The sequence below is a fragment of the Pseudomonas sp. BP11-1-1 genome, assembly GCF_052112105.1.
GTDB classification, from domain to species: domain Bacteria; phylum Pseudomonadota; class Gammaproteobacteria; order Pseudomonadales; family Pseudomonadaceae; genus Aquipseudomonas; species Aquipseudomonas alvandae.
The window spans coordinates 18492-45062 of the sequence record NZ_JAUTYU010000006.1 but is presented as its reverse complement, the minus strand read 5'-3'; the positions used below and the strand labels follow the sequence as shown (position 1 = coordinate 45062).

The following is a 26571-nucleotide window of genomic DNA, read 5'->3' as shown; positions in this document are numbered from 1 at the left end:
AACCCGATCAATCAGCCATAGCCTCCCCCACTACCCGCTTGTTCACCATAACCGGCTCCACATCCTTGCCCGGCTTTCCATCCACCGACTTCAAGTCCTTGGCAAACGTCCCATCCACCTCCCCCTTGAAGAAATTCTTGCCATAAATCAGCAAGCACAACACAACGCCAATCCCGAATGCCCAGCTCGCGCCTTTGATCGCCAGTACCGCTCCAATCACGCCGGCGATACCCAGGTCGCGCTGGCTACGCGCTTCAAGGATGCCCAAACGCACGCTCACGTAACCCTGGATCAGCAGCGTCAGCGACAGGGCTACACCGAGGATCGGCTGCACCAACGTCACGACCGGCAACAGCAACAGACCGCTGTTGGTCCCCCAACGGAACGACCCGACTCCGCCGATGATCGACTTCATCGCCTTCGGCCCGCCTTTAAATCGCTCGATCACCACCACCAGCATCGCCGCCCATTTCGGGCCGCACATCGCGACGTCCGGGCCGAAGATGCTCATGAACGCATTGCGTGCGCCGAAGATCAGGTGGGCGCGATCGGCGTTGTAGTCGACGACTTCGTCGGTGCGGACGGTTTCAGCTTCGTCGAGCAATGATTTCGCGCTGAGGACATCGCCGAAAACGATGATGTAGGCCGCGAGCATGGTCGGCAGCGCGGAGATGAACATGGAGAGCGGCGGCATGCCCAGGCCAAATACCGTGTAGTTGTTCCACAGGCCAGCGAAATCCGGTTGGCTGATGCCCCACTGGAGAGTTGGCCAGGGAGCTTCACCGAACAACGGCGCAATCACCACGGCCAATAGCACGATCGGCAAGATGCCGAGCTTGGCGAAGTTCCACCAGAAACGGTTGAGTTGCTTGAGCTCGTTGAAGTGCTGGGAAAAGATCAAATAGAAGGCAATACCGACCGCAATGGAAATGGTCCAGGGCAGCACATTGAACTTGCCGCCGACCTGGAATACGGCGATCACCGCGCTCAAGCCAGCGCCGACGATGATCCCCGATTTGATCGCCGAGGGCACATACTCCACCACCTTCTTCGCCATGCCGGTCGCCCCTAGGGCGATTGAAAAAATCCCCAGCATCAACTGGAAGGCAATCAAGGCGTGGACACGCTCCGGGCCCATCGGAAACTGCGCGCAGTACGCCATCAACAGCGGCACCGCTGGGGTGATCCAGCCAGGTACGGTCGGGTCGCCGAGCAAATGGTGCGCGAGGTACAGCAAGCCGTTGAGCATCACGACGGCGAGCGCAACCTCAAAAGGCATCCCGAGCAGTTCGGTCATCAGCGGAATCGCCGCCAGGTCCACGGCGCACATGAGCAAGCCTTGGAGATAGTCTGGAAGCTCGATCTTGTAGTGGATAAACGGTAGCCGGACCTTGAAAGGACCGAGCGGGATGTACGGGCTTTCGCTCCGTTGCGCAGGAGTGTCGGACATTCGGTTCACCTGTTTTATTGGATTTGTAATGGCGGGCGCATGCTCCGGCAGCACCGGAGTCGTGAGTGACAAAGATCAATAGGCAGCGCGATAGATCTTTTCGATATCGGCGGCGGTCAGCTTGCGCGGGTTGTTGCGCATCAGGCGGTCGATCTTGCTGGCTTCGTCGGCCATCGCGGGGATGGCGTCTTCGGGCACGTTGAAACTGCGCAGGCCGGAGGGGATATCCACGGCGGCACATAAATCGGCCATGGCCCTGACAGCCTGGTCTGCCGCATCCTTGTCGCTCAGGTTCGCGACGCGCACGCCCATGGCTTCGGCGATGTCGCGAAAACGCTCGACGCAGGCTGTCTTGTTCCACGCCATCACGTACGGCAGCAGCAAGGCGTTGCTGACGCCGTGGGCGATGTTGAACCGCCCGCCCAGCGGGTACGCCAGCGCATGCACCGCCCCTACCCCCGCGTTGCCGAACGCCATGCCGGCCATCAGGCTGGCGGTGGCCATGTCTTCCCGAGCCTGCAGGTTGATTGGGTTGGCATAGGCCTTCGGCAGCGCCTTGGTGATCAGCCTGATCGCGCCCAGGGCGATGGCATCGGTGATTGGCGAAGCGTTTACCGAAATATACGACTCGACCGCATGCACAAGTGCGTCGACACCACTGGCCGCCGTCACGCTGCGCGGACAAGTCAATGTCATGGCCGGGCTGACCAAGGCAACGTCGGGCAACAGGTAGTCGCTGACGATGCCTTTCTTCAACTGCGCTTGCTTGTCGGAAAAAATCGCCACGTTGGTGACCTCCGAGCCTGTGCCGGCAGTCGTCGGGATGGCAATCAACGCTGGGCCTTTGCGTTTCACCAGATCAACACCGAACAGTTCGCTCAGCGGACCTGCATGCCCGGCAAACGCCACGACGCCCTTGGCGATATCGATGGCGCTACCGCCACCCACGGCGATCAATCCATCGTGGCCGCCCTCACGATAAGCACGGGTGCAGTCTTCGACGATGGCTACTTCAGGCTCCGGCTTGACCTGGTCGAAAATGCCGTAGCGGCGGTCGCCGAGTTGCGCGAGCGCGAGATCAACGGTGCCGGAATTCACCAGGATGACGTCTGTGACGATCAGTGGATTCTTGACCTCCAGGCGCGTCAGTTCCGCGCAAAGCTGCTCGATTGCGCCAGGTCCGGTGATCAATTTGTTAGCGATTTTGAAAGCAGAGATATTCATCGGGCTCGTCCAGTTGATGTTGTTTTATTGGAAGACGTGCCACAGGAGATAGCGAAAGGCGTGCCAATGCCTACAAGGCCCTTATTGCACGGGGCCTTGCGCGATTTTCACGCGAGCAGGAGGGTTTTTATGGACCAGTGCCGATTAGTTTTCTGATCGATTTGGCTGGGTCTGATCAGGATCCTAATCAGACTGTTCCCAGCGTTTCATCTTCTGCACCACGGTGGCCTGGCTCACCCCCAACGCCTTGGCCGCAAGGCGCGTGGTCTTGTGGGTCAGCAGCGCGGCACGAATCGCACTGCGCTCGGCATTTTCCAGTACCTTGCGCAGCGGCAGGCCAGTCTCACGGGTGTTGGGTGGATTGAGGTCGAGGAGCTCTTCCGGCATATCAAGCGCCTCGACGGTCCCGGTCTGATTGGTCACCACCAGCCGCTCGACCAGGTTGATCAACTCGCGGATGTTGCCAGGCCAGTCGTACTCGCACATCAGGTCGAGGGCCTCGAGACTCCATTGGACCTGGCGTTCATAACGGGTGTTGAACCGGTCGAGGTAGTAATGCAGCAGCGGCGCGATCTCCTCCCGACGTTCGCGCAGTGCCGGAATGTGGATCGGCACCACATTGAGCCGGTAATACAGGTCAGCCCGAAAACGCCCCTGCGCCACCTGCTGCTTGAGGTCATGGTGGGTGGCGCTGATGATGCGCACATCGACTTCCTTCAGCTCCAGGCCACCCACCGGAATGAAGCGGTTTTCTTCGATCACCTTGAGCAGCTTGACCTGCACCGGCAACGGCAAGTCCCCAATTTCGTCGAGAAACAGCGTGCCGTGATGCGCCAGCTCCAGCAGGCCACGCTTGCCTTTGGGGCCGGCGCCGGTGAACGCTCCGGGCACATAGCCAAACAGCTCGGCTTCGATCAGGTTTTCCGGCAGTGCGCCGCAGTTGAGTGCAAGGAAGGGTTCGCTGGCACGCGGGCTGGCGTTATGGATGAATTGCGCAACGAGGGTCTTGCCGACGCCGGTTTCACCTTGGAGCAAGACCTTGACCGAGCTGCTGGCAACCTGGCGAGCCAGCGAGAGGACGCGGCCGGACACCTCCTGATCGGCCATCAGCGGCGAACACAGGAGATTGTCTCGTTGGCCGGCGTGGAGCTTCGCGGTGCTGTTGCGCAGTTGCTTGAGCTGTTGCAGCTCATCGCGCTCATGCTTCATGCGCAGCAGCTCTGTCATGTCGCGCACGGTACTGACCACGTATGAAATCCGCTTGCCAGCATCGAGAATCGGCGTGGCGCTGACGAGCAGCTTCTTGCCCTGGCTCAAGCTCTGCATCACCGACACCGGCCTACCGCCCTGCAATACCCGCAAGGTAGCCGATTGCGAAATGACGCCCTCCTTCACCAGCTCTCGCATGGATCGGCCGATGAGATCCGCGCCGCTGAGCCCGGTCAGGCGCTCATAGGCCTGATTGACCTTCAGCGTCTTGCCGTCGCCATCGGTGATGTAGACGCCGTCATGCAAAGCGTTGAGCAGCTCTTCGAAACTGGCGTCGTTGACATTCACCGGGGACGTTCCTTCCAGGGGGTGTGACCGTCAAGTGTAAACGTAGAGCCGCGGTTTGAGGCGACACAAACGATTGGCGCTGATTCAACGGGCTGACTGGAAACCGTCTAGCGAGGATGAGGCCCAACAGCGATGCTGGCCTGATTACCAGATTCGGTCAGCCGCACATCAACATCGATGAACTGCTGGATGACAGCGGCATTCGTTCGGATGTGATTGCTCAGGCGCACCGTGGTGAGTTGGCCCGCACCGGCAATTGCCATCGGCAGCATCAGTTGATCCGCCAAGTGATTGCCTACCGCTGAGTTCGATTGAGCCCACGCTTTGAATTCGTCGATCGCCTCGTCAGCCACCTGCTCCGCACGCAGGCGTTCTTGCCCGATGCTGCTGAACACCTCGGTTGTCCCAGCCTTAATAGCGATGATCGATACGACATTGCCTGGCCCCGCCTGATCCCCCAGGTCGGTAACGGACAGATCACGCCGCTCCAGCCCGAGCCTTGCCGCGAGCCGATCAAGCTCCCGGTTGCCAATCGAGGCAGGAAGGGCCGAAACCAGCGCTCCGGCCGAAACGATAGTCACGGGTTCCCTCTCGCCGTCCAACGCCAGCGGGTGAAGGGCCGAAGGTCGTACGGTGGCTTCCACCACGCCGCCTCCGCCTGGCACGAATCCATGCTTGACCAGCGTCAGTTCTACCTGCGCCCCCATGCGTTGGATCAAGGGCAGCCACGCCTTCTGGATGAAATCGAAGGGCGGCGCGGCTGGATTATGCGTCCCCCCACTGATCCGGACTGTACTGGGGCCATCCGCTTGCAAGAGCGCAGGCAGCAAGGTCTGCAACACCAGCATCGTGCTGCCGGCGGTCCCGATTGCAAATGAATAGTCCCCTGCCCTTACGCTCCCGGGCCGGAACTCAATGGCTGTCGAGTTGAGTTCCGCCCCGAGGATCCTGGCGCCACAAATTTCAGCCGCAGCCTGCACCGCGGTCAGGTGCTGGCGCAACAATCCGGGACGGGAGCGCTTGCCGCGTATCCCCGTCATCCGGAACGGTCGACCGGTAATGATGGAAAGGCTGAGGGCGGTACGGAGCACCTGCCCTCCTCCGTGGGTGCCGTCGATCAGAGTCAGATCCTGGCTCATCGATCAGCCCTTCACGCAGACGACTTGGCGCAAGGTATGGACGACTTCCACCAGGTCGCGCTGGGCCTCCATGACCGCGTCAATGTCCTTGTAGGCCATCGGGATTTCGTCGATGACGGCTTCATCCTTGCGGCACTCGACATGGGCGGTTGCCCGCACCTGGTCCTCGACGGTGAACACCGCTTTCGCCTTGGTACGGCTCATCACTCGGCCGGCACCGTGCGAGCAACTGCAGAATGCCTCTTCATTCCCCAGTCCACGCACAATGAAACTCTTGGCGCCCATCGACCCCGGAATAATCCCCATCTGCCCCTTCTGCGCGGAGACGGCGCCTTTGCGCGTAAGGAGGATGTCCTCACCGAAATAGGTGCCCCGCTCCACATAGTTATGGTGGCAGTCGACGGCGACCAGCCGGGACTCGAAAGGCTTGGTGATGATCGACCGCACGGCATCGAGCACCGCAAGCATCATGACCGCGCGGTTCTGCTTGGCGAAGTCCTGGGCCCATTCAACCGCCTCGACGTAGTCATCGAAGCTGGACGTGCCTTCGCGCAGGTAGGCCAGGTCCCGGTCAGGCAAGTTGACCATGTGCTTGCGCATTTCCTCGCGGGCCTTCTCGATGAAGTAGGTGCCGATCATGTTCCCTACGCCACGGGAACCGGTGTGAAGCATCACCCAGACATGGTCGGCTTCGTCCAGGCAGACCTCGACGAAATGGTTGCCGGTGCCCAACGTCCCGAGGTGTTTGCGGTTGTTGGTCTTTTTCAGGCGCGGGTGCTTGTCGGTGATGAGGTCGAACCGGCCTTCGAGCGCCGACCAGGCCTGGTCGACGATTTGCGGCGTGGTTTCCCAGGCTCCCTTGTCACGGCCGTTGCGCCCGGAAGTGCGTCCATGCGGAACAGCTTTCTCAATGGCCGTACGCAGGCCAAACAGGTTATCGGGAAGGTCGGCGGCGCGAAGCGAAGTGCGCACTGCCGACATTCCGCACCCGAGGTCGACCCCGACGGCTGCGGGAATCACCGCACCCTTGGTCGGGATCACGCTACCGATCGTCGAGCCTTTCCCCAAATGAACATCGGGCATGACTGCCATGTGCTTGAACACGAACGGCATCTGCGCAGTGTTCATCAGCTGTTGCTTGGCCTCCGGCTCGACCGGGACACCACGGGTCCACATCTTGATCGGCTTACCGTTTTCGACTTCAAGCAATTGATAGGTTTGGGTGGTCATTGTTTCGCTCCTGTTTTTTGTGTGGGAGCCCCATAGCGAGCGGCATGCCAATGTGATCGTTGGCGGATCATAAATTACTTATGTGATTGATCTATAAACAATTATTAAAGATCTGAAAGCATTCTTCGCTCCGTTGCTATGCGATGGGTCGATAAAATATCTATACTTTTCTATCGGAACATATCTTTCAGGATAGATCGCAATGCGCGCCAAAAAGACAGTCGCCATCGGAATTCTAGGATCGAAGCTCGACCGTGTGGGAAAAGGTTCGCAGCGCTGGAACAAATGGCGCCCCACCCTCTCGCTGTGCCAACAGCCCGACCTGCTGATCGATCGGCTTGAACTGATTCACGGGGAAGCACGCTGGGATACCGATCTTGCCCTGAAAGTCGCGGCGGATATCGCCCAGGTATCGCCTGAAACCGAGGTTCGCCTGCACCCCATGGCGCTGCAAAATCCCTGGGATTTCGAGGAGGTGTATGCCTCGCTGCATGACTTCGCGGCGGGCTATCCGTTTGACACCGCCGGCGAGGATTACCTTGTCCACATCACCACGGGTACCCACGTCCAGCAGATCGTCTGGTTCCTGCTGGCGGAGTCCCGCCACATCCCTGCCAAACTGATACAGACCCAACCCAGTGGCGCGCGGGAGGACGATTCTGCCCCGGCAGGCAGACACGTCGTCACCGATCTCGACCTGCAGCGCTACGACCAGATCGCCAAGCGATTCCAGGCTGAACGCCTGCAAGGCACGGAGCTGCTCAAGTCCGGCATTGCGACACGCAACTTGGCTTTCAACCGGACCATCGAGCAGATTGAACGGGTCGCCGCTCGATCCCGGGCTCCCATCCTGATCAGCGGCCCCACGGGGGCGGGAAAATCATTCCTGGCGCGGCAGATCTACGAACTCAAGCGTGGTCGCCACCAGGTCGATGGCGCGTTCGTCGAGGTCAACTGCGCCACCTTGCGCGGCGATACCGCGATGTCGACGTTGTTTGGCCATACCAAAGGTGCGTTCACCGGCGCGCAACAAGCGCGAGAAGGGTTGTTGCGCTCGGCACACAAGGGCGTGTTGTTCCTCGACGAGATCGGCGAGCTGCCGCTCGATGAACAAGCGATGCTCCTGAAAGCAATCGAGGAAAAAAGATTCTTGCCGATGGGCTCCGATAAAGAAGTCGAGTCTGACTTCACCTTGATCGCCGGTACCAATCGAGACCTGCAGGCGCGTGTCATCGAAGGCCGGTTCCGCGAAGATTTACTCGCCAGGATCAACATCTGGACATTCGTCCTGCCTGGCCTGGCCAACCGCAGCGAGGACATCGAACCAAACATCGATTTCGAGCTACAGCGATATGCCAGGGACAACGGCCACAGGGTTCGCTTCAGTGCCGAAGCCCGGCGCCGATATTTGTCGTTCGCCACGAGTAGGGATGCGAACTGGTCCGGAAACTTCAGGCAGCTCTCAGCGTCAATCACGCGCATGGCGACCCTGGCGGATAGCGGCCGCATCGACATGGCGCTTGTGGAGGATGAGTTGGAGCGACTGCGCCAGGACTGGCGATTGCCGGCAACCTCCGACCCATTGTCCGAGCACCTGGCTAATGCCGGACTTGAGATCGACCTGTTCGATCGCCTGCAACTGGAATCGGTCTTGAGGGTGTGTCGCACAGCGGCAAGCCAGGCGGACGCCGGGCGCAAGCTCTTCGCCCACAGCCGGACAGCCAAGGCATCGCCTAACGATTCCGATCGAATCCGAAAATTCCTGGCTCGATTCAATATCACCTGGAGCCAGGTTCACGCGCTTTCAGCGCCGCGTCGTTGAGCTATGCCGATGCCCTTCTTGATTCTCCATCGAATAACAAAGTGTTGCGTACAACAAACAATCAAACCGCAACTTTCAAATCCACGCCCAGTGCCTCGGCAAATGCCTTGACCAAGGGGCTGCGCACGATGTTATGGCGCAGGATCAGACTGAACGGCGTGACAATGTTGATCAGGTCCGGGCGAACGGCGCGAAACTCTCCCCGCGCCACCATCGGCGCGGCGTAATGCTGGGGCAGGAAGCCCAGGAAACGGCCCGTCTTGATCAGCAGCGCAACGGCTTCCACCTGGGTGGCCGACGCGGAAAAGCTGTCGTAGCGGGCGAATTTCAATTTGTCGCGATGAACCGCATAGCGATGGTTGATGCACTCGTGCTCCTTGAGCACATCTTCGCCCATGTCCGCATCCGCCATGGAAAACAGCGGGTGACCGACGGCGCAATAAACCTCCGAGCGTTCTTCATAAAGTGCGTAATAGTCGAATTCTTCGCGCTTTTGATAAATCGGCACGATTCCCGCTACCAACCGTCCCTCGACAACACCTCTTTCAACTTCATCAAGTTGCGTGGCCTGAAGTTGAAACCTGACCTTGGGCGATTGTTCATTGATCTGTCTAAGCGCAGCAACTAACGGAGAGTTTGAATCCGAGATCGTGTTGTCAATAACGCCTATGCCCAGGTCGCCGACAAGTTCGTTTTGCGCGGAACTAAGTCGGTCGCGAAAGTTGTCGACCGAGGCAAATAAATCGATCGACGCCTGATACACCAGGCGTCCTTCTTCCGTCAGGTGAAACCCCTCTCGCCCCCGTGTGCAAAGGCGCATTCCGATGCGGATTTCCAGGTCGGAAATCTGTTTGCTGATGGCTGCCAGCCCCACATTCAGCTCATTCTGCGCGGCGCTGAAGCCGCCCGCCTCGACCACGGCCTTGAAGACTTTGAGCAGTTTGAAGTCCAGCCCGCTGAGGGCCAGTGGCGCCCGTTGCGGCGCTTTCGGCGGCGGGTTTCCGGAATTGGAAAGTGGGGTTTCCATAATGCTTATTTACCTCTGGCGCCCTATTCAACAACCTGTGCCCAACAACAAAAACACGCTGGCCTAATAATAATGATCACAGAAAACCAGGCTTGGCAACTGCCAATAAATCCCGAGGATCAGCGCCAAACCGCTGATCTGGAAACATTAAAAGCTGACACTTCGATCAGCTCTCGCACTGATGCAACTGCCCCCTTGAAAACTGCTCTGGCCTGACTTCGCTCGCCGATTTTTGTGGCGGCGTCATGGCCTGGAGTACCCGTTTCAGTTCGCGTTACCGACGAGGAAAACAACAATGTCCCAAACCACCGACCGTCTCTGGGGTGCCCGTTTCAAAAGCGGACCTTCCGAAGCCTTGGCGGCCCTGTCCCGTTGTCCTGAACGTTACTTCCGGCTCACCCCGTACGACCTCGCCGGGTCCAAGGCCCATGCCCGGGAATTGCAGCGCGCCGGACTGCTTGGCGAGCAGGAAACCCTGACGATGCTCGACGCGCTGGAGCGTATCGGCGCGGATTACCGCGCCGGCAGCATTGCCCCGACCCTGGATGACGAAGACGTCCATACCTTCATCGAGCGGCTGCTGACCGAGCGCCTGGGTGCCCTGGGTGGCAAGCTGCGGGCCGGTCGTTCGCGCAACGACCAGACCGCCAACGACCTGCGGCTGTTCCTGCGTGACCATGTGCGCACCCTGGCCGTAGAGGTGCTGGGCCTGCAGCAGGCGCTGGTGGACCAGGCCGAGCAGCATGTCGAGAGCATCTGCCCCGGATTTACTCACCTGCAGCAGGCACAACCGATCGTGTTTGCCCATCACTTGCTGGCCCATGCCCAATCGATGCTGCGCGACGTGCAGCGCCTGGTGGACTGGGACGCGCGCACGTCACTGTCCCCGCTGGGTGCGGCGGCCATGGCGGGCTCGGCAATCGCTCGCTTACCTCAGCAGTCGGCAAAGGAAATGGGTTACAGCGGTGTCTGCGAGAACTCCATCGACGCCGTGGCCAGCCGAGATCACGTCGCCGAGTTCCTGTTCATCGCCAGTATGCTCGGCATCAACATCTCACGCCTCGCCGAGGAGTTCTGCCTGTGGTCGTCGCGGCAGTTTCGCTGGGTTGAACTGGACGATGCCTACGCGACCGGCAGTTCGATCATGCCGCAGAAAAAGAACCCGGACATCGCCGAACTGGCGCGGGGCAAGGCGGGCCGGCTGATCGGCAACCTGACCGGGTTGTTGTCCACGCTCAAATCGTTGCCGCTGTCCTATAACCGCGACTTGAGCGAAGACAAGCACGGCGTGCTCGACAGCGTCGACACCCTGCTGCTGGTGCTGCCGGCCATGGCCGGGATGGTTGCGACGATGAAGGTCAACGTCGAGGAACTGCGACGCCAGGCGCCGCTGGGCTTTACCCTCGCCACCGAAGTCGCCGACTGGCTGGCGGTGCGCGGCGTGCCGTTCAAGGAAGCCCATGAAATCACTGGGGCTTTGGTCCAGGCGTGCGAGAAACACGGCATCGAACTGTGGGACGCCTCCGCGGCGCTGCTGGCGGAAATCGACCCGCGCCTCACCCCGGAAGTCCGCGAAAGCCTGACCCTCGAGGCCGCCATCGCTGCGCGCAGCGGCTGGGGAGGCACTGCGCCGCAACAGGTGCGTGAACAGATCAGCCGGCTGAAAACCGCCCTCGCCGCCCAGCAGCGATGGACCGAGGACTATCAAGGATTTCGTCTTTGAACCAGCGCCACTAAACCTGTGGGAGCGAGCTTGCTCGCGATTACGGTTTCACTTTCAACATCAACTTGGCTGATCCACCGCTATCGCGAGCAAGCTCGCTCCCACAGTGATGGCGGCGAAACCAAGTACGGAGAACCAACATGAGCCAGACACAGGCAGAACGACTCCAGGCGGAGCGCAAGCTGGCGGAAAACCAGTTCGACATCACCCAGTACGACCATGTGCCCCGGCGCTACTACGGACGGATCTTCTTCGCCACGGTGATCGTCATCGCACTCATCGGCCTGGTGCGCGCCTTCGCCGAAGGCAAGATCGAGTGGTCCTACATCGGCCAGTTCCTGACCTCCCAAGCGATCATGTGGGGCTTGCTCAACACCATCGTCATGGCGGTGCTGGCGATGGCGCTGGGTATCGTGTTCGGCGTGATCACCGCGATCATGCGCATGTCGGCCAACCCCATCCTGCGTTACGTGGCGTTGACCTATACCTGGCTGTTTCGCGGCACCCCACTGATCCTGCAACTGCTGTTGTGGTTCAACCTGGCGCTGATCTTCCCCACCATCGGCATCCCCGGCCTGTTCGAGATGGACACCGTGAGCCTGATGACGCCGTTCGTGGCTGCGCTGTTTGGCTTGAGCATCAACCAGGGCGCCTACACCGCCGAAGTGGTGCGCGCCGGCCTGCTCTCGGTGGACACCGGGCAATACGAAGCCGCCAAGTCCATCGGCATGCCGCGCCTGCAAGCGCTGCGCCGGATCATCCTGCCCCAGGCCATGCGCATCATCATCCCGCCGGTGGGCAACGAGTTCATCAGCATGGTCAAGATGACCTCGCTGGCGAGCGTCATCCAGTACTCGGAACTGCTCTACAACGCCCAGAACATCTACTACGCCAACGCCCGCGTGATGGAGCTGCTGATCGTCGCCGGGATCTGGTACCTGGCCACCGTCACCGTCCTGTCCTTTGGCCAAAGCCGCCTGGAGCGTCGTTTCGCCCGCGGCGCCGGCAAGCGTTCTTGAGGAGCCCCCACATGAGAAGCATCGTCAAGGCCGTGGGCCTGAACAAATATTACGACCAGTTCCACGCGCTGAAGGACATCGACATCGAAGTCGAGCAAGGCGAAGTGTTGTGCATCATTGGTCCGTCGGGTTCGGGCAAGAGCACCTTGCTGCGCTGCGTCAACCAACTGGAAAAAATCGACAAGGGCGGCTTGTGGGTCGACGGCGAACTGGTGGGTTACCGGATCGTCGGCAACAAGCTGCACGAACTCAACGAAACGCAAGTGGCGCGCCAGCGCCTGTCCACCGGCATGGTGTTCCAGCGTTTCAACCTGTTCCCGCACATGACTGTGCTGCAGAACATCATCGAAGGGCCGTGCCAGGTGCTCAAGCGCTCCCCGAAAGAGGCGAATGAAGAAGCCCTGGAATTACTCGCCCGCGTGGGCCTGGCCGACAAGCGCAACAGCTACCCGATCGAACTGTCGGGCGGCCAGCAACAACGCGTTGCCATTGCCCGCGCGCTGGCCATGCGGCCCAAGCTGATGCTGTTCGATGAACCCACTTCGGCACTCGACCCGGAACTGGTCGGTGAGGTGCTGTCGGTGATGCGCGATCTCGCGCAGACCGGCATGACCATGATCGTCGTCACCCATGAACTGGGCTTCGCCCGCGAGGTTTCCAACCGCATGGTGTTCATGGACGAAGGACAGATCGTGGAGGCTGGAAGCCCCGAAGAAATACTAATAAGTCCGCAAAACCCTCGCACCCAGAGCTTCATTTCTGCCGTTCGAACCTAAGCGCCGGTTGGCGCTCACAACACTCATAAGAGAACGACCATGAAGAACTTCATCATTCCCGCAGTACTCGCAAGCGTCATGGCCTCAGGCTTCGCCTTCGCGGCCGAATTGCCGGCCAGCATCAAGGCCAAGGGCGAGATCGTCGTAGCGATCATGCCGAACTACCCGCCGATGGACTTCAAGGACCCGGCCACCAACACCCTCACCGGCTTTGACTACGACCTGGGCAATGCCCTGGCGGAGCGCCTGGGCGTGAAGATCAAATGGCAGGAAACCGGCTTCGAACAGATGATCAACGCCCTGACGACCGACCGCGTGGACATGGTGCTGTCGGGCATGACCGACACCGCCGAGCGTCAGGCCAGCGTGACCTTCATCGATTATTTCACCAGCGGCCCGCAGTTCTACACCTTGCAGAAAAACAAGGACACCAACGAGATCGTCGACCTGTGCGGCAAGAAAGTCGGTACCAGCCGCCGCACCAACTTCCCGGCGGAAATCGCCGCGTGGAGCAAGGCCAACTGTGAAGCCGCCGGCAAGCCCGCGATCAATGTGATCGGCACCGAAGGCTCGGCCGATGCCCGTGCGCAACTGCGCCAGAGCCGCATCGACGCGGCCATGCAAGGCAGCGAAACCCTGCCGTACCTCAAGACCCAGGAAAAGGACATGTACAAGACCGTGGGCCTGCCAATCTCCGAGCAGTACAGCGGGATGGGCGTGAGCAAGAAGAAACCTGAGCTCAGCGAGGCAGTGAAGGTTGCGCTGCAAAGCATGATCGATGACGGCAGCTACCAGGTGATTCTCAAGAAGTGGGACTTGGAGCTGGGTGCGATCAAGACGGTGACGATCAACGCCGGGAAGTGATAGCGCAGGCAACCTGAATCCAATGTGGGAGCGAGCTTGCTCGCGAAAGCGGTGTATCAGCCGGCGCAGATGTTGAATGTGCCGGCTTCATCGCGAGCAAGCTCGCTCCCACAGGGATGGGTTGTGTATTTGAAAGATTATTGGAGCACTACAGATGTCCTCCTCAACCCAACCCACCTGGCCTGACAACTACAAAGCCTGCCTCGCCCTGGCCTTCGATCTCGATGGCCCGACCGGTGATGCCATGCTCAACGGCTCGATCTGGCGCAAGCCCGAATACTTCGGCTTCGGCGGCTACGGGCCTTACCGGGCGCTGCCACGCTTGCTCGATCTGCTGGATGAGTTCCGTATCCCGACGACATTCTTCGTCCCGGCCTGGGTCGTGGAGAACTGGCCCAAACAGTGCCAGGCGATCGTCGAGCGCGGCCATGAGGTGGCATATCACGGCTACAAGCACGAATCGTTCTACGCCTTGACGCTGGAACAGCAAAAGGACGTGATGAACATTTCTCGCGAGGTGTTCTGGAAGCACTTGAATATCCGCGCCGAAGGCTTCCGTACGCCGTCCGGCGACTGGCGCGCCGAAACCCCGGCCATGCTGGTCGAGGCCGGTGTGACCTACTCCAGCAGCATGCGCGGCGATGACCGGCCGTACCTGGTGAACGTGCCGGGGTTCGATAGGCCGCTGGTGGAAATCCCCGGCCGCTGGGAAATGGACGACTACGCCTCCCTGGCCTACACCCGCGCGCCGAACTTCCCTTCCGGGCTGGATCGCACGGCGAGTTACGCGCTGACCCTGGATAACTGGTGCCGCGAATACGACGGCGCCATGGACGAAGGCTTATGCCTGACCACCCTCTTCCACCCCAAGATTACCGGCAAGCCGGGCCGCATCCTGCTGCTGGAAAAACTCTTCGAACACATGCGCACCCGCGATGACGTGTGGTTCGCCACCTGCCGTGACGTCGCCCAGTGGTGGCTCAAGGAGCATCATCATGGCTGATTCGCCAATCTGGCCGAACGGCCATCGCTGCGCCGTGGTGCTGACCGTGGATTACAACGACATCCACGGCATTCTCACCCAGGCCCCGGAAGTCGCCGGGCGCGACAAGACCCTGTCAGTGTGGCGCTACGGCACGCAACGTGGCGTGGAGCGATTGCTCGGCGTGTTCAAGGAGCTCGGCGTCCCCAGCAGTTGGTTCGTTCCCGGTATCGTTGCCGAGGAAAACCCCGGGCACATCCAGGCGATCCTGGCCGACGGCCATGAAGTCGCCTGCGCCGGCTATCGCCATAAGGACTACGACACACTGGACCTGGCGGCGCAAAGCGACGACATCGCCAAGGGCTGCGAAACCCTGGCCAGGCTGACCGGCCAGCGCCCGGTCGGCTTTCGCCTCCCGGCGGGCAATGGCGCGCCGGGGTTCATCGAGGCCTTGAAAGACCAGGGCATTCGCTGGTCCTCGTCGTGGCGCGGCGATGACTTGCCATTCGCCCACCCGACTGCACCTGGCGTGATCGAGGTGCCGCTGCATTATGAGCTCGAAGACGAGCCCTACTTCGCCTTCAACCTGAGCCCGGCGGTGCCACCCGCACAATCGCGGATCGCCTCCTACAGCCACACCTTGGGCAACCTGCAGATGGACTTCGCCGGGTTCCACCGGTTTGGCCTTTGCTACGTGCTTCGCCTGCACCCGGAAATCATCGCCACGCCAGGACGGATCGGCGTGCTGCGTGAATTGATCAAGGGCATCCAACAACACGATGACGTGTGGATCGCCACGGGCGCCGAGGTCGCGCAGTGGTGGGCAGCAACCGCAGCGCCGGTGGCCGAGGACCATCCGGCGTCGGTTTATGAGCGGCATTATCGGGGCGATGTTTCAGGGGGCTATCTTTCATGAGCGAACGTTTGCTACGCCTGGCGCAATTCTGCGTGGACCTGCGATTCGAAGACTTACCGCCTGCGTTGGTGGCACAAGCCCAGCGGCACATCCTTGATACCTTCGGCGCCGCGCTGGCCGGCGCCGACAGCGGTGTCGCCGAACAGGCCCGCAAGGTCTTCGTCGGTGAAGCAGGAGAAGTCCCGGTCTGGGGCACTGGCGTGAAGGTTTGCGCGTCTCAGGCGGCGATGCTCAACGGCGTCGCCGCCCATGCCCTGGAGCTGGACGACACCGGTGGTTGCGATCACTCCGGTGCGGTCGTCCTGCCAGCAGTGATGGCGGCAATGACACTGCTTTCCCAGCCTGTAAGTGGTCGCGAATTCATCAATGCCGTAGTGATCGGCTACGAAGTGGGCCGTCGGGTGCTCGAAGCCTGCGGCGGTTATTCCGCCCACAACGGCGCCGGTTGGCATTCCACCGCAACCTGCGGCGTGTTCGGGGCAGCCGCCGCCTGCGCACGCATCCTCGGCCTGGATGTGCGCCAGACCTCTGCGGCCCTGGGCATTGCCGGCAGTTTCAGCGGCGGCTTGTGGGCGTTCATCCATGACGGCTCGCAAAGCAAGAAACTGCACAGCGGACGTGCCGCGGAAGGTGGCCTGCTGGCAGCGCGATTTGCCCAGCAAGGCATCACCGGCCCGACGCAATTGTTCGACGACGTCTGGGGTGGTTTCCTGAAAACCCTGGCTCCGGCAACGTCAACGCCCGAAGCGCTGGATGCAGGTCTCGGCGTGGTCTGGAAGCTCGCCCGCTGCTCGATCAAACCCTACGCGTCGTGCCGAGGCACGCATTCGGCCATCGACGCCCTGGGCCTGCTGCTGGGTCAATTGAACGTGCGACTCGACCAGGTTGAAGACATACACGTTTCGCTGAGCGGATTTCTGCACGACATGTGTGGCGGCCGAGATGTCACTACCCTTGCCGGCGCGCAAATGAGCCTGCCGTATGCCTTGGCCGCGCGACTGGTGCAAGGGCATTGCCGGTTGCAGGCCTACGACGACCTGCAACGCAACCATCCACGCATGGGCCAATGGATGTCGCGCATCCACCTTGAAGTTGACCCGCGACTGTCCGAGGATGGCGAGCCGGTGGTCACGCTGCGGACCGTGGACGGTCGGCAGGCGAGCCTGTGCGTAGACGTGCCATTGGGTGCGCCAGGCAATCCACTGGATGATGTGGCCCTGGAGGAGAAGTTTCTCGACCTGGCGACGCGGGTGATGCCACCGGAGCAGGCGGCTGGACTGATGGAAGAACTGCGCTGCATTGAACAGCTGGAATCCGTTCGCACACTGGAACGGTGGCTGGCTTGATTACTCTGGCCCCGGTTCGCGGATCATCGCGGCGCACGCCAACATCTGAATAAGGACATTTGCATCACCGTGGCCACTTACTCGCTCGTTATTCGACGCTTGATGATCGTGTCACTGACCATCGTCGTCAGCCGCGCCATTACCAGCCCTTTGCTCACGCTGTTCCTGAGCGACAAGTTGGGCCTGGACCAACAGGACGTCGGCTTGCTGCTCGGCATCGCGGTGTTCACCGCCACCCTGTTGGCCCTCTACGGCGGCTACATCATCGACCGCCTGGAAAAGCGCCGGTTGCTGATCCTGGCGATGCTCTCCAGCGCCATCGGCTTCGTCCTGCTGACTTTTGCCGAAAACCTCTACCTGACTACCCTGACCGTCGTCATCACCGAGACGGCGTCCGCATTGTTCCTGATCGGCTCCAAAGCGATCCTCAGCGAAAACCTGCCCATCGGCCAGCGCGCCAAGGCGTTTTCCCTGCGCTACACCCTGACCAACATCGGCTACGCCACCGGCCCCATGCTCGGCGTGGTAATTGCCGGCGTCTATCCGATCGCGCCCTTCCTTATCGCCGGCGGTATCGCGTTTGCGAGCATCTTCCTGATGACCGGCATCCCCAGCGACGCAGCGTCAAAACCGGCCCTTGCGCCACCGCCCAGTTTTCTCAAGACATTGAAGACCCTGAAAAACGACCGCACCCTGATCATGTTCACCGGCGGTTGCCTGCTCAGCACCGTGGTACACGGTCGCTTCACGCTCTATCTGTCGCAGTACCTGCTGGTGACCCACGATTCCAAACGCGCGCTGCAAATCATGGCCGCCCTGCTCGCCTGCAACGCCATTACGGTCATCCTGCTGCAATACCAGATCGGTCGGTTCCTCGACCGCGAGAAGCTGCGCTATTGGATCGCCGCGGGCACCGGCCTGTTCATTCTGGGCCTGGTCGGCTTCAGCCTGGCGGACGACATGCTGACCTGGTGCGTGGCCATGTTCATCTTCACCCTCGGTGAGATGATCATCTACCCAGCCGAGTTCCTGTTCGTCGACACCCTGGCCCCGGAAGAACTGCGCGGCAGCTACTACGGCGCGCAAAACCTCGCAGCCCTCGGTGGCGCGCTGAGTCCGGTGATCTGCGGCTACCTGCTGCTGCACACCCCGGCCCCGACCATGTTCTATGCCTTGAGCGCATTGACCGCCATGGGTGGGCTGCTGTGTTACCTGAGCGGTCGTCGGGTGGCGGTTGTGCAGAAGTGATGTGCTGGCCAGGTAAACGGGGCTAGCGCCCTCGCCTACTCCACCGCCTCAACCACACCCTGATCCTCACCCAGGAATCCGCCACTCTGGTGATGCCAAAGCCGCGCATAAGTCCCATTCTTCCCAAGCAATTCGGCGTGGGTGCCTTGCTCGATGATGCGCCCCTCATCCATGACGATGAGCCTGTCCATGGCCGCGATCGTCGACAAGCGATGCGCAATGGCGATCACGGTCTTGCCCTTCATCATTTCATCGAGGCTTTCCTGGATTGCCACTTCGACTTCTGAGTCCAGTGCGCTGGTGGCCTCGTCCAGCAGCAGGATCGGGGCATTCTTGAGCATCACCCGGGCGATGGCGATGCGTTGGCGCTGGCCGCCGGAAAGCTTGATGCCACGCTCACCGACGAGGGTGTCGTAGCCGGAGTGGCCTTGCTTGTCGCTCAGTTGATTGATGAATCCATCGGCTTGGGCGCTGGCAGCGGCACTGCGGATTTGTTCGTCCGTCGCGTCAGGTCGGCCATAGGCGATGTTGTCACGGATGGACCGGTGCAGCAGCGATGTGTCCTGGGTGACCATGCCGATGGCGCTGCGCAGGCTGTCCTGGGTGATATGGGCAATGTTCTGCCCGTCGATCCGGATCTCGCCGCTGTCCACGTCGTAGAAGCGTAGCAGCAGGTTGATCAGCGTTGATTTTCCGGCACCGGAGCGTCCCACCAGGCCGATTTTTTCGCCCGGGCGAATGCTCAGGCTCAATCCATCGAGGACCTGGCGTTCGCCGTTGTAGTTGAAGCTCACGTTGTCGAAGGTCACCGCGCCACCGGTGGTGACCAGCACGCCGGCGTCTGGTTTATCTTGCACCTTGGGGCCACGGGTGAGGGTCGCCATGCCATCCTGCACGGTGCCGATGTTCTCGAACAGCGAGGTCATTTGCCACATGATCCAGTGCGACATGCCATTGATGCGCAACGCCATGGCCGTAATCGCCGCGACGGCGCCAGTGCCCACTTCGCCTTGATGCCACAGCCACAGGGCATAACCGCCTGAGCCCATGATCAACGCGACCACCAATGCCTGATTGACGATCTCGAACTGGCTGACCAGGCGCATCTGGCGAAAACCGGTCTGCTTGAAATCCTCCATGGCGGCGCGGGCGAAATGGGCTTCGCGCTTGGAATGGGAGAATAGCTTCACCGTGGTGATGTTGGTGTAGGCGTCGGAGATACGCCCGGTCATCGACGACCGCGCATTGGCCTGTTCCTGCCCGACTTTCTCCAGGCGCGGCACGAAGTAGCGCATGGCAACACCGAACAAGACCACCCAGGCAATGAAAGGCAGCATCAACTTCAAATCAAAGCCGCCAGCCAACGCGATGATTGCGATGAAGTAAACGCCGATCCCGGGAATGATCTCGATGAGGGTGAACAGCACCTCGCGCACCGACAGCGCCGTCTGCATCACTTTGGTGGTGACCCGGCCGGAGAACTCGTCGGAGAAGAACGAAAGGCTTTGTCGCAGCATCAGCCGATGAAAATCCCAGCGCAGCCGCAACGGCAGGTTGATCGCCAAGACCTGGTGCTGGACCATCGTGCGCAACGCGACCAGGCCAATGCTGGTGACCAGCATGATGCCGATCCCCCACAACACCCGGCTTTCCTGCCCGGCCACATCGCCACCTGACTGCCAGGTGGAAAGCAGGTCCACCACTTGCCCGAGGAAAGAAAACAGCCAGGCTTCGTAGATCGACACACCGGCGCTGAGCAGCGCGAACGCCAGGATGTAACCGCGAGCGCCCCGGGTGCAGGCCCACAGGAACCGGGCCAGACCGTCGGGTGGCGGTGGGACTTCGTCGGGCGGGAAAGGGTCGAGCCGTTGTTCGAATGCGTGAAGCATGGTGATCTCCAAAACGATCTGACAGGGAGATTCTGGCATTTAACGATGGATTTGAGGACTTTCGAGGGGCCATCAGCTTATATGCCTAGGTCATCCGTCCTATAGGCAGTTTCCAGGAATGACTGCTATAACCAATTCCACATGCCATCTGCACGTAAAAGGAGTTTTGCGTGCGCGCCTTGAATGATTCGAGACTGATAGGGAGATCACCTCTGTGGTGGATGTTCTTCGATTTGATCAAAACGCCACGTTCCTGCACGCCGCCCACCTGACAACCGAGCCGTTGCGACCGGGCACCGGGCCCATTGCAGTGATCCGCGCATCTTGGAAGCCGTGATGGCAATCACCCAGAACAATCGCCTGGTCCAGGTCGACAGTCCCCTCGGCGCGGACACCCTGTTGTTGCAAGGCATGGATGGCAGTGAAGAGCTGGGGCGGTTGTTCCACTACGAATTGGACCTCACCTCGGAAAACCGCGCGATCCAGTTCGACCAGTTGCTCGGCAAGCCGATGGGCCTGACCCTCGAGCTATACGACGGCGGCAAACGCTACTTCCACGGCATCGTCAGCAATTGTCGGCAGTTGACGGGGCACGGCCAATTCGCCGGTTACCGCGTCAGCCTGCGTCCTTGGTTCTGGCTGCTCACGCGCACCTCCGATTGCCGGATTTTCCAGAACAAGACCGTGCCGGACATCATCAAGCAAGTGTTCCGTGACCTCGGTTTCTCGGACTTCGAAGACAGCCTGAGCGGTAGCTACCGCGAGTGGGAATACTGCGTGCAGTACCGCGAGACCAGCTTCGACTTCGTCAGCCGGCTGATGGAGCAGGAAGGCATTTATTACTACTTTCGCCATGAGAAGGCCCGTCATGTGCTGGTCCTGGCCGATGCCTACGGCGCGCACTCCACGGCGGCGGACTATGCCTCGGTGCCCTTCTACCCGCCCGATCGGCAGATGCGCGAGCGCGATCATTTTTATGATTGGCAAATGGCCCGGGAGGTGCAGCCTGGTTCGCTGGCGCTGAACGACTACGACTTTTTGCGCCCCCGCGCCAGCCTCGAGGTGCGTTCCAGTGTGCCGCGCAATCACACTAACGGCGAGTACCCGCTCTATGACTATCCCGGTGAATACGTCCAAAGCAACGACGGCGACCACTACGCGCGTACCCGTATCGAAGCCATTCACAGCCAGTTCGAGCGCGTGCAGTTGCGCGGTCGCGCCCGCGGGCTGGGCTGCGGCCATTTGTTCACGCTGACCGGCTACGACCGCGCGGACCAGAACCGCGAATACCTGGTGGTCATCGCCCGCTATCAGATCCGCCAGGAGGCCTATGAAAGCGGCCAACCGGACCTGGCCGAACAGTTCGTCAGCGAACTGGACTGCATGGATGCCAGCCAGGTCTTCCGTCCCCTGCCCCTCACACCCATGCCCATCGTTCGCGGCCCCCAGACTGCCGTGGTGGTCGGACCCGGTGGGGAGGAAATCTGGACCGACCAATACGGCCGGGTCAAAGTGCATTTCCATTGGGACCGCCATGACCAGTCCAACGAAAACAGCTCCTGCTGGATTCGCGTATCCCAGGCCTGGGCCGGCAAGAATTGGGGTTCGGTGCAGATTCCGAGGATCGGCCAGGAAGTCATCGTCAGCTTCCTCGAAGGGGATCCGGACCGGCCGATCATCACCGGCCGCGTCTATAACGCCGAGCAGACGGTGCCCTACAAGTTGCCGGCCAATGCCACCCAGAGCGGGGTGAAAAGCCGCTCAAGCAAGGACGGCACCCAGGCCAACTTCAATGAAATCCGCATGGAAGACAAGAAAGGTGCGGAGCAACTGTTCATCCATGCCGAGAAGAACCAGGACATCGAGGTCGAGAACGACGAGACCCACTGGGTCGGGCATGACCGCAGCAAAACCATCGACAATGACGAGACCGTACGCGTCAAACACGACCGCACGGAAAGGGTCGACAACAACGAAACGATTTCCATCGGCGTCGACCGTACCGAGGACGTCGGCAATGACGAGAAGATCACCATAGGCGCCAATCGCACCGAGCGCGTTGGCAACAACGAGACCATCACCATCGGTGCGGACCGCACGGAAAAGGTCGGCGCCAACGAGAAAATCAGCATCGCCAGCAATCGCACGGAAGACGTCGGTGGCAACGAGACCATCGGCATCTCTGGCAACCGCAACGAGACGGTCCAGGGCAACGAAGGAATCGAGATCAATGGCAACCAGGGCACGCGGATCGGCCAGAACGAATCCCGGGACGTCGCGCAAAACCGCAGCACCGGCATCAAGCAGAACGACAGCCTGGACGTGGGCAAGCATTTCTCCCTCAACGCCGGCGACTCGATCAGCCTGACCACGGGCGCGGCCAGCATCACCCTGAAAAAAGACGGCAGCATTGTGATCAGCGGCAAGAACATCACCATCGACGGCTCCGGTGCCATCAACATCAAGGCCAACAAGAACGTGGTCGTCAAAGGCCAGAAGATCCTGCAGAACTAGCCACGGAGTGGGCGTCATGAGCGTTGAATATCATTTTCCGCAATCCTCCACTGCCCCTTCGGTGCGCGTCGACGGCGTGGTGATTGGCGTGCTGCTGGATGTGCCCACGGCACAGGCCCCGGTGGTTGCTTTCCCCGGCTGCCCCGCCGATGCGGGCCTCGTCGCGCGCACTACCACGCCGCTGACGCGGGAGGACATTGGTGTCCAGGTCGCCTTGATGTTCGAGGCCGGCGACCTTGCCCGGCCGCTGGTGATCGGTCGCATCCAGCGCTTGCCGGATACTGCGGTGCCCGCCGTGGCCCACCTGGACGGCGAGCGCCTGGAGTTCTGCGCGGAGCGGGAAATCGTCCTGCGCTGTGGCAAGGCCAGCATCACCCTGACCCGTGCGGGCAAGGTGATCATCCGCGGCACCTACCTCTCCAGTCGCTCCAGCGGGGTCAACCGCATCAAGGGCGGTTCGGTGCAGATCAACTAGACAGGTAGTCGCGCGATGGAACTGCTCAACGCCAGCCAACTGCAAGTCGCCTATACCCTGGGCATGGCACCTGACGGCCGCGAATCCTTGGTCGTCGTGGCCAAGGGCACGTTCGATCTGCCGCTGGATGGCCGTGCCGCGACCCTTGCAGACATTCAGCAACCCTTGCTGATGGCTGACACCTTTCTCGGCGAGCCGGGCCTCAGCGCCCCATGCCAGGAAATGGACTTCGCCCCGTTCAAGCCATTCTGCGATGTGCTGGTGTGTGGCAAAGCCTATGCGCCGGGTGGACGGCCCGTGCCCCAGTTGACGGCAGGCCTTCGTGTCGGCCGGGTCAGCAAAGCCTTTTCGGTGCTGGGCCCACGGCAATGGCAGCCGGGATTGATGGGCCTGTCGCCCGGTGAACCCCTGGCTTTTACGGAGCAGGACATCACCTACGCCCAAGCCTTCGGTGGCTCCCGCACCCTCGCGAACATGCCGGAAATGCTTGATTGCCATCCGCAGAACCCGAGCGGTTGCGGTTGGTACCCAGGCGGCACCGATGACATCGACATAGTCGGCAGGCCAATGCCCAACACAGAGGAGCTGGGCAAGCCCATCGACTCGCCGTCCGGCGACTTCCACCCGATGGCCCTCGGTCCCATTGGCCGCAGTTGGCCACAACGCGCCCGTTTTGCAGGCACCTATGACGATGCATGGTTGGCTGACAGCTTTCCGTTCTTGCCAACGGATTTCGATAACCGTTACTTCCAGGCCGCGCCTATCGATCAGCAAACCGATTACTTGCGCGGCGGCGAAGAGGTGCTGTTGCTGAACCTGACCCCGCAGGAACGAACAAGTTTTCGCATTCCCCAGATGGACGTGCCGGTGACCTTTTTCCGCAAGGAAGGCCTTCATGAAACGGTGCCGGCGCTGATCGACACCCTGCTGATCGACACCGATGCCCGCCAGGTGCAGTTGACCTGGCGCATCGCCCGTCCGCTGCGGCGCAACATTTTTGAGATTGCCCAAGTGCTCGTCGGCACCATGCCCAAGGCCTGGTGGCGTGCTCGTGGACTCGGCAAGGATTACTACCCGTCGCTCGATGCCCTGGTCAAAGCCAAACGGGCTGCCGAGGACGCGCACTGATGGCCGCCCTGTGCATCATCGGCTCGGGGATGGTCAGTGCCGTCGGCCTAAGCGCTCCGGCGAGCTGCGCGGCAATTCGCTGTGCCATCGACCACTTCCAGGAAACCCGTTTCATCGACCGCGCCGGCGAGTGGATCATCGGCGCCAGCGTGCCGTTGGAACAACCCTGGCGCGGCCGCACGAAGCTGATCAAGATGGCCGCGCTCGCCATCGCCGAGGCGTTACAAAGCCTTCCTGGGATTTCGCCGGAAAAGATTCCGCTGTTGCTGGGCGTGGCTGAAGCCGAGCGTCCCGGGCGCCTGAACGGCCTCGACATGGCGCTCTTGCATGACATCGAGGCTGAGCTGGGCCTGCGTTTTCATCCCGACTCCATCATTATTCCGAGGGGCCGGGTCAGTGCGGCCGTGGCCCTGCTCAATGCGCGGACATTGATCTACCAGGACGGTCATCGCCACGTGCTGGTCGCTGGCGTCGATTCGCTGCTTTGCGGCCCTACCCTGGCCGCCTTCGAGCAACGCGAACGCTTGCTCACCAGCGAAAACTCCAATGGTTTCATCCCCGGCGAAGGCGCCGCAGCGGTGGTGCTGGCCGCTCCCATCGCCGCAGAAGCGCCGCAACTGACCTGCATCGGCCTGGGTTTCGGTGTGGAACCGGCCACGGTGGAATCCGAAGACCTGCCATTGCGTGCCGAAGGCCTGACCCAAGCCGTGCGCGTGGCATTGGGAGAAGCCGGCTGCGGGCTCGAACAGATGGATTACCGCCTGACGGACATTTCCGGCGAACAGTATTACTTCAAGGAGGCGTCGCTGGCCCTGAGCCGCAGCCTGCGGGTGCGCAAGGAATTCTTCCATCTCTGGCACCCGGCCGACTGCATCGGCGAGGTGGGCGCTGCCATCGGCCCGGCGATGCTTGCCGTGGCGCTGGCCGCCAGTCGCAAGGGTTATGGCGAAGGGCCGAACATCTTCTGCCACCTTGGCAACGACGCCGGCGAACGCGCCGCCGCGCTGCTCAGCTACCGGATCGTGAGGGCTGCCTGATGGCCAACGAAGTGTTTGCCAACAACATGGAGGTTTCCTGCAAGGCGGCGGACGGCAAATCCATCGCCTGTTTTCCAGACGTGTGCTTCACCCCGCCCCAGGCGCCGCCCACCCCGCTGGGCGTGCCCATTCCCTACCCCAACACGGGCATGGCCAAGGACACGACCAAAGGCACCCGAACGGTGAAGATCACTGGCAAGGAAGTGATGCTCAAGGACAAGAGCTACTTCAAGACCAGCTATGGCGACGAGGCTGGGAATGCGCCTAAAAAAGGCATTGTCACCAGCCGGAACAAGGGCAAGGTGTATTTCACCTCTTGGTCGATGGATGTGAAGTACGAGGGCAAGAACGTCGTCCGACACATGGACCTGACCACCCATAACCACGCATCCCAACCCGGCAATACAGTGCCTTGGCCTTATTCGGACAGAATGGAAATCGCCGAGGGCCTGGCGCAATGCGAGGGGGAAAGGAAACGGCTGAAAAAGGCATGCGACACCGATAAAAAAGTGGTCTGCCCGGATACCAAAACGCTGAAAGACGCACTCAAGACGCGTAATACCGCCAAGAAGAAAGCGGGCGATGGATTTTCGGACGATCCTGCGTACATGGCCGCCCATACCGGCGTTCTGAAGGAGTACTCCTCGTTGGCCAAGACCATCAACGCCGATCGTTGCCAAAAGGCCCTGCGCTGTTTTCTCGCCCCGTACAAGCCCAACAGATGTTGCCCGGGACAAACCGGAGATCACCTGATCGATTCGGCGTCCTTTACCGACGGCCCGGCCTTCGCGGGCCAGCCCAGGAACCAGCACCCGACAAAAGCAGGCTGGAGCAAATACGAAACCGACAAGGCGCCGGTCATGTGCGTGGAGGGCCCGAACCAGACCACTGCCACCCATGGCCAGATGCATACCCGGCGTGGAGTGGTTGCCCTGAGATCGGCCGACGCGAAAGGCGAATGGCCAAGGGCCAAGGCCACGAAGACAGGGGCCTTGGCGGCCAGGAAAACCTTTCCGGACTCCAAGTGTTCCCAGAAATGCCTGGAAGCCCAGTTGAACAACTACCACGACCAGGCGAAAAGCTCGGGCAAGGAGAAGCCGATCAATGCACGGGCCTCCATGACCAGTAACCAACACGAACGAGACAAAGCCATCAGCGAGATGTGCCCAAGCGATAACAATAGCGATAGCGGTCGCTAATCCTAT

At 60.9% G+C, this 26571-nt stretch carries 21 protein-coding genes; 14 read left to right on the top strand and 7 right to left on the bottom strand.

The genetic code is table 11. The annotated features are described in order from the left end of the window. Positions 1-7: 7 nt before the first annotated feature. The 5 genes from Q7C33_RS14470 to Q7C33_RS14450 all read right to left on the bottom strand — a co-directional run bounded on the left by Q7C33_RS14470 (position 8) and on the right by Q7C33_RS14450 (position 6600). Positions 8-1450 (bottom strand): hypothetical protein, encoded by a 1443-nt coding sequence (locus Q7C33_RS14470; protein WP_407683617.1) that lies wholly within the window; start codon positions 1448-1450, stop codon positions 8-10. 75 nt (positions 1451-1525) lie between these two features. After that, the gene (locus Q7C33_RS14465; protein ID WP_407683616.1) at positions 1526-2674 is read right to left on the bottom strand and encodes an iron-containing alcohol dehydrogenase; all 1149 of its coding nucleotides are present in this window, start codon (positions 2672-2674) and stop codon (positions 1526-1528) included. 183 nt (positions 2675-2857) lie between these two features. Beyond that, positions 2858-4231 carry a sigma-54 interaction domain-containing protein gene (locus tag Q7C33_RS14460; protein WP_258650933.1) on the bottom strand — a complete coding sequence of 458 codons (1374 nt, stop codon included), beginning with the start codon at positions 4229-4231 and terminating at the stop codon, positions 2858-2860. A 107-nt stretch (positions 4232-4338) separates the two neighbouring features. Continuing rightward, positions 4339-5370 (bottom strand): RNA 3'-terminal phosphate cyclase, encoded by a 1032-nt coding sequence (rtcA, locus tag Q7C33_RS14455; RefSeq protein WP_407683615.1) that lies wholly within the window; start codon positions 5368-5370, stop codon positions 4339-4341. 3 nt (positions 5371-5373) lie between these two features. Then, positions 5374-6600: an RtcB family protein gene (locus tag Q7C33_RS14450; protein ID WP_030138889.1), complete on the bottom strand. Its 1227-nt coding sequence runs from the start codon at positions 6598-6600 to the stop codon at positions 5374-5376. A 202-nt stretch (positions 6601-6802) separates the two neighbouring features. Between Q7C33_RS14450 and rtcR the strand changes: the two genes are divergently transcribed. Further along, positions 6803-8422 carry an RNA repair transcriptional activator RtcR gene (gene rtcR / locus Q7C33_RS14445; RefSeq protein ID WP_407683614.1) on the top strand — a complete coding sequence of 540 codons (1620 nt, stop codon included), beginning with the start codon at positions 6803-6805 and terminating at the stop codon, positions 8420-8422. 61 nt (positions 8423-8483) lie between these two features. On the opposite strand, the gene Q7C33_RS14440 is transcribed toward rtcR, so the two are convergent. After that, positions 8484-9449 carry a LysR family transcriptional regulator gene (locus tag Q7C33_RS14440; protein WP_407683613.1) on the bottom strand — a complete coding sequence of 322 codons (966 nt, stop codon included), beginning with the start codon at positions 9447-9449 and terminating at the stop codon, positions 8484-8486. 295 nt (positions 9450-9744) lie between these two features. Here Q7C33_RS14440 and argH point away from each other — a divergent pair, with 295 nt between their 5' ends. The 8 genes from argH to Q7C33_RS14400 all read left to right on the top strand — a co-directional run bounded on the left by argH (position 9745) and on the right by Q7C33_RS14400 (position 18323). Beyond that, entirely contained in the window at positions 9745-11172 is a 1428-nt protein-coding gene (gene argH / locus Q7C33_RS14435) for an argininosuccinate lyase (protein WP_407683612.1), read from the top strand. 140 nt (positions 11173-11312) lie between these two features. After that, the gene (locus tag Q7C33_RS14430; protein ID WP_030138893.1) at positions 11313-12191 is read left to right on the top strand and encodes an amino acid ABC transporter permease; all 879 of its coding nucleotides are present in this window, start codon (positions 11313-11315) and stop codon (positions 12189-12191) included. Positions 12192-12202: 11 nt separating this feature from the next. After that, a complete protein-coding gene (locus Q7C33_RS14425) occupies positions 12203-12967 on the top strand; it encodes an amino acid ABC transporter ATP-binding protein (protein ID WP_030138894.1) in 765 nt (254 codons plus the stop codon). Between the two features lie 39 nt (positions 12968-13006). Beyond that, a complete protein-coding gene (locus tag Q7C33_RS14420; RefSeq protein WP_030138895.1) occupies positions 13007-13831 on the top strand; it encodes an ABC transporter substrate-binding protein in 825 nt (274 codons plus the stop codon). A gap of 154 nt (positions 13832-13985) precedes the next feature. Then, entirely contained in the window at positions 13986-14834 is an 849-nt protein-coding gene (locus tag Q7C33_RS14415) for a polysaccharide deacetylase family protein (protein WP_030138896.1), read from the top strand. Then, positions 14827-15729 (top strand): polysaccharide deacetylase family protein, encoded by a 903-nt coding sequence (locus Q7C33_RS14410; protein ID WP_407683611.1) that lies wholly within the window; start codon positions 14827-14829, stop codon positions 15727-15729. Before Q7C33_RS14415 ends, Q7C33_RS14410 begins: the two co-directional genes overlap by 8 nt. After that, positions 15726-17075, top strand: coding sequence for an MmgE/PrpD family protein (locus Q7C33_RS14405; RefSeq protein WP_407683610.1), 1350 nt, complete (start codon positions 15726-15728; stop codon positions 17073-17075). The genes Q7C33_RS14410 and Q7C33_RS14405 overlap by 4 nt, the downstream gene beginning before the upstream one ends. Positions 17076-17144: 69 nt before the next feature. Next, positions 17145-18323 carry an MFS transporter gene (locus Q7C33_RS14400; RefSeq protein ID WP_407683609.1) on the top strand — a complete coding sequence of 393 codons (1179 nt, stop codon included), beginning with the start codon at positions 17145-17147 and terminating at the stop codon, positions 18321-18323. A gap of 35 nt (positions 18324-18358) precedes the next feature. On the opposite strand, the gene Q7C33_RS14395 is transcribed toward Q7C33_RS14400, so the two are convergent. Continuing rightward, entirely contained in the window at positions 18359-20212 is a 1854-nt protein-coding gene (locus tag Q7C33_RS14395) for an ABC transporter ATP-binding protein (RefSeq protein ID WP_407683608.1), read from the bottom strand. A gap of 336 nt (positions 20213-20548) precedes the next feature. Here Q7C33_RS14395 and Q7C33_RS14390 point away from each other — a divergent pair, with 336 nt between their 5' ends. Genes Q7C33_RS14390 through Q7C33_RS14370 form a run of 5 tightly spaced genes read left to right on the top strand, consistent with a single transcriptional unit; the run spans position 20549 to position 26565 of the window. Continuing rightward, on the top strand, positions 20549-22726 hold the full coding sequence (locus Q7C33_RS14390) for a type VI secretion system Vgr family protein (RefSeq protein WP_217859488.1): 2178 nt from the start codon (positions 20549-20551) through the stop codon (positions 22724-22726). Between the two features lie 16 nt (positions 22727-22742). Next, positions 22743-23201 (top strand): DUF6484 domain-containing protein, encoded by a 459-nt coding sequence (locus tag Q7C33_RS14385; RefSeq protein ID WP_030138902.1) that lies wholly within the window; start codon positions 22743-22745, stop codon positions 23199-23201. 15 nt (positions 23202-23216) lie between these two features. Further along, positions 23217-24329, top strand: a complete 1113-nt coding sequence (locus Q7C33_RS14380) for a DUF2169 family type VI secretion system accessory protein (RefSeq protein ID WP_407683607.1) — start codon at positions 23217-23219, stop codon at positions 24327-24329. Continuing rightward, entirely contained in the window at positions 24326-25366 is a 1041-nt protein-coding gene (locus Q7C33_RS14375; RefSeq protein WP_323154435.1) for a hypothetical protein, read from the top strand. The genes Q7C33_RS14380 and Q7C33_RS14375 overlap by 4 nt, the downstream gene beginning before the upstream one ends. Beyond that, positions 25366-26565: a PAAR-like domain-containing protein gene (locus Q7C33_RS14370; RefSeq protein WP_407683606.1), complete on the top strand. Its 1200-nt coding sequence runs from the start codon at positions 25366-25368 to the stop codon at positions 26563-26565. Before Q7C33_RS14375 ends, Q7C33_RS14370 begins: the two co-directional genes overlap by 1 nt. Positions 26566-26571 lie beyond the last annotated feature (6 nt).

What these genes read in the sequence shown, in the direction of transcription:
- Q7C33_RS14470 (WP_407683617.1), bottom strand. Translation starts at nt 1,450, where the DNA reads ATGTCCGACACTCCTGCGCAACGGAGCGAAAGCCCGTACATCCCGCTC.
- Q7C33_RS14465 (WP_407683616.1), bottom strand. Translation starts at nt 2,674, where the DNA reads ATGAATATCTCTGCTTTCAAAATCGCTAACAAATTGATCACCGGACCT.
- rtcA (WP_407683615.1), bottom strand. Translation starts at nt 5,370, where the DNA reads ATGAGCCAGGATCTGACTCTGATCGACGGCACCCACGGAGGAGGGCAG.
- Q7C33_RS14450 (WP_030138889.1), bottom strand. Translation starts at nt 6,600, where the DNA reads ATGACCACCCAAACCTATCAATTGCTTGAAGTCGAAAACGGTAAGCCG.
- rtcR (WP_407683614.1), top strand. Translation starts at nt 6,803, where the DNA reads ATGCGCGCCAAAAAGACAGTCGCCATCGGAATTCTAGGATCGAAGCTC.
- Q7C33_RS14440 (WP_407683613.1), bottom strand. Translation starts at nt 9,449, where the DNA reads ATGGAAACCCCACTTTCCAATTCCGGAAACCCGCCGCCGAAAGCGCCG.
- argH (WP_407683612.1), top strand. Translation starts at nt 9,745, where the DNA reads ATGTCCCAAACCACCGACCGTCTCTGGGGTGCCCGTTTCAAAAGCGGA.
- Q7C33_RS14430 (WP_030138893.1), top strand. Translation starts at nt 11,313, where the DNA reads ATGAGCCAGACACAGGCAGAACGACTCCAGGCGGAGCGCAAGCTGGCG.
- Q7C33_RS14425 (WP_030138894.1), top strand. Translation starts at nt 12,203, where the DNA reads ATGAGAAGCATCGTCAAGGCCGTGGGCCTGAACAAATATTACGACCAG.
- Q7C33_RS14420 (WP_030138895.1), top strand. Translation starts at nt 13,007, where the DNA reads ATGAAGAACTTCATCATTCCCGCAGTACTCGCAAGCGTCATGGCCTCA.
- Q7C33_RS14415 (WP_030138896.1), top strand. Translation starts at nt 13,986, where the DNA reads ATGTCCTCCTCAACCCAACCCACCTGGCCTGACAACTACAAAGCCTGC.
- Q7C33_RS14410 (WP_407683611.1), top strand. Translation starts at nt 14,827, where the DNA reads ATGGCTGATTCGCCAATCTGGCCGAACGGCCATCGCTGCGCCGTGGTG.
- Q7C33_RS14405 (WP_407683610.1), top strand. Translation starts at nt 15,726, where the DNA reads ATGAGCGAACGTTTGCTACGCCTGGCGCAATTCTGCGTGGACCTGCGA.
- Q7C33_RS14395 (WP_407683608.1), bottom strand. Translation starts at nt 20,212, where the DNA reads ATGCTTCACGCATTCGAACAACGGCTCGACCCTTTCCCGCCCGACGAA.
- Q7C33_RS14390 (WP_217859488.1), top strand. Translation starts at nt 20,549, where the DNA reads ATGGCAATCACCCAGAACAATCGCCTGGTCCAGGTCGACAGTCCCCTC.
- Q7C33_RS14385 (WP_030138902.1), top strand. Translation starts at nt 22,743, where the DNA reads ATGAGCGTTGAATATCATTTTCCGCAATCCTCCACTGCCCCTTCGGTG.
- Q7C33_RS14380 (WP_407683607.1), top strand. Translation starts at nt 23,217, where the DNA reads ATGGAACTGCTCAACGCCAGCCAACTGCAAGTCGCCTATACCCTGGGC.
- Q7C33_RS14370 (WP_407683606.1), top strand. Translation starts at nt 25,366, where the DNA reads ATGGCCAACGAAGTGTTTGCCAACAACATGGAGGTTTCCTGCAAGGCG.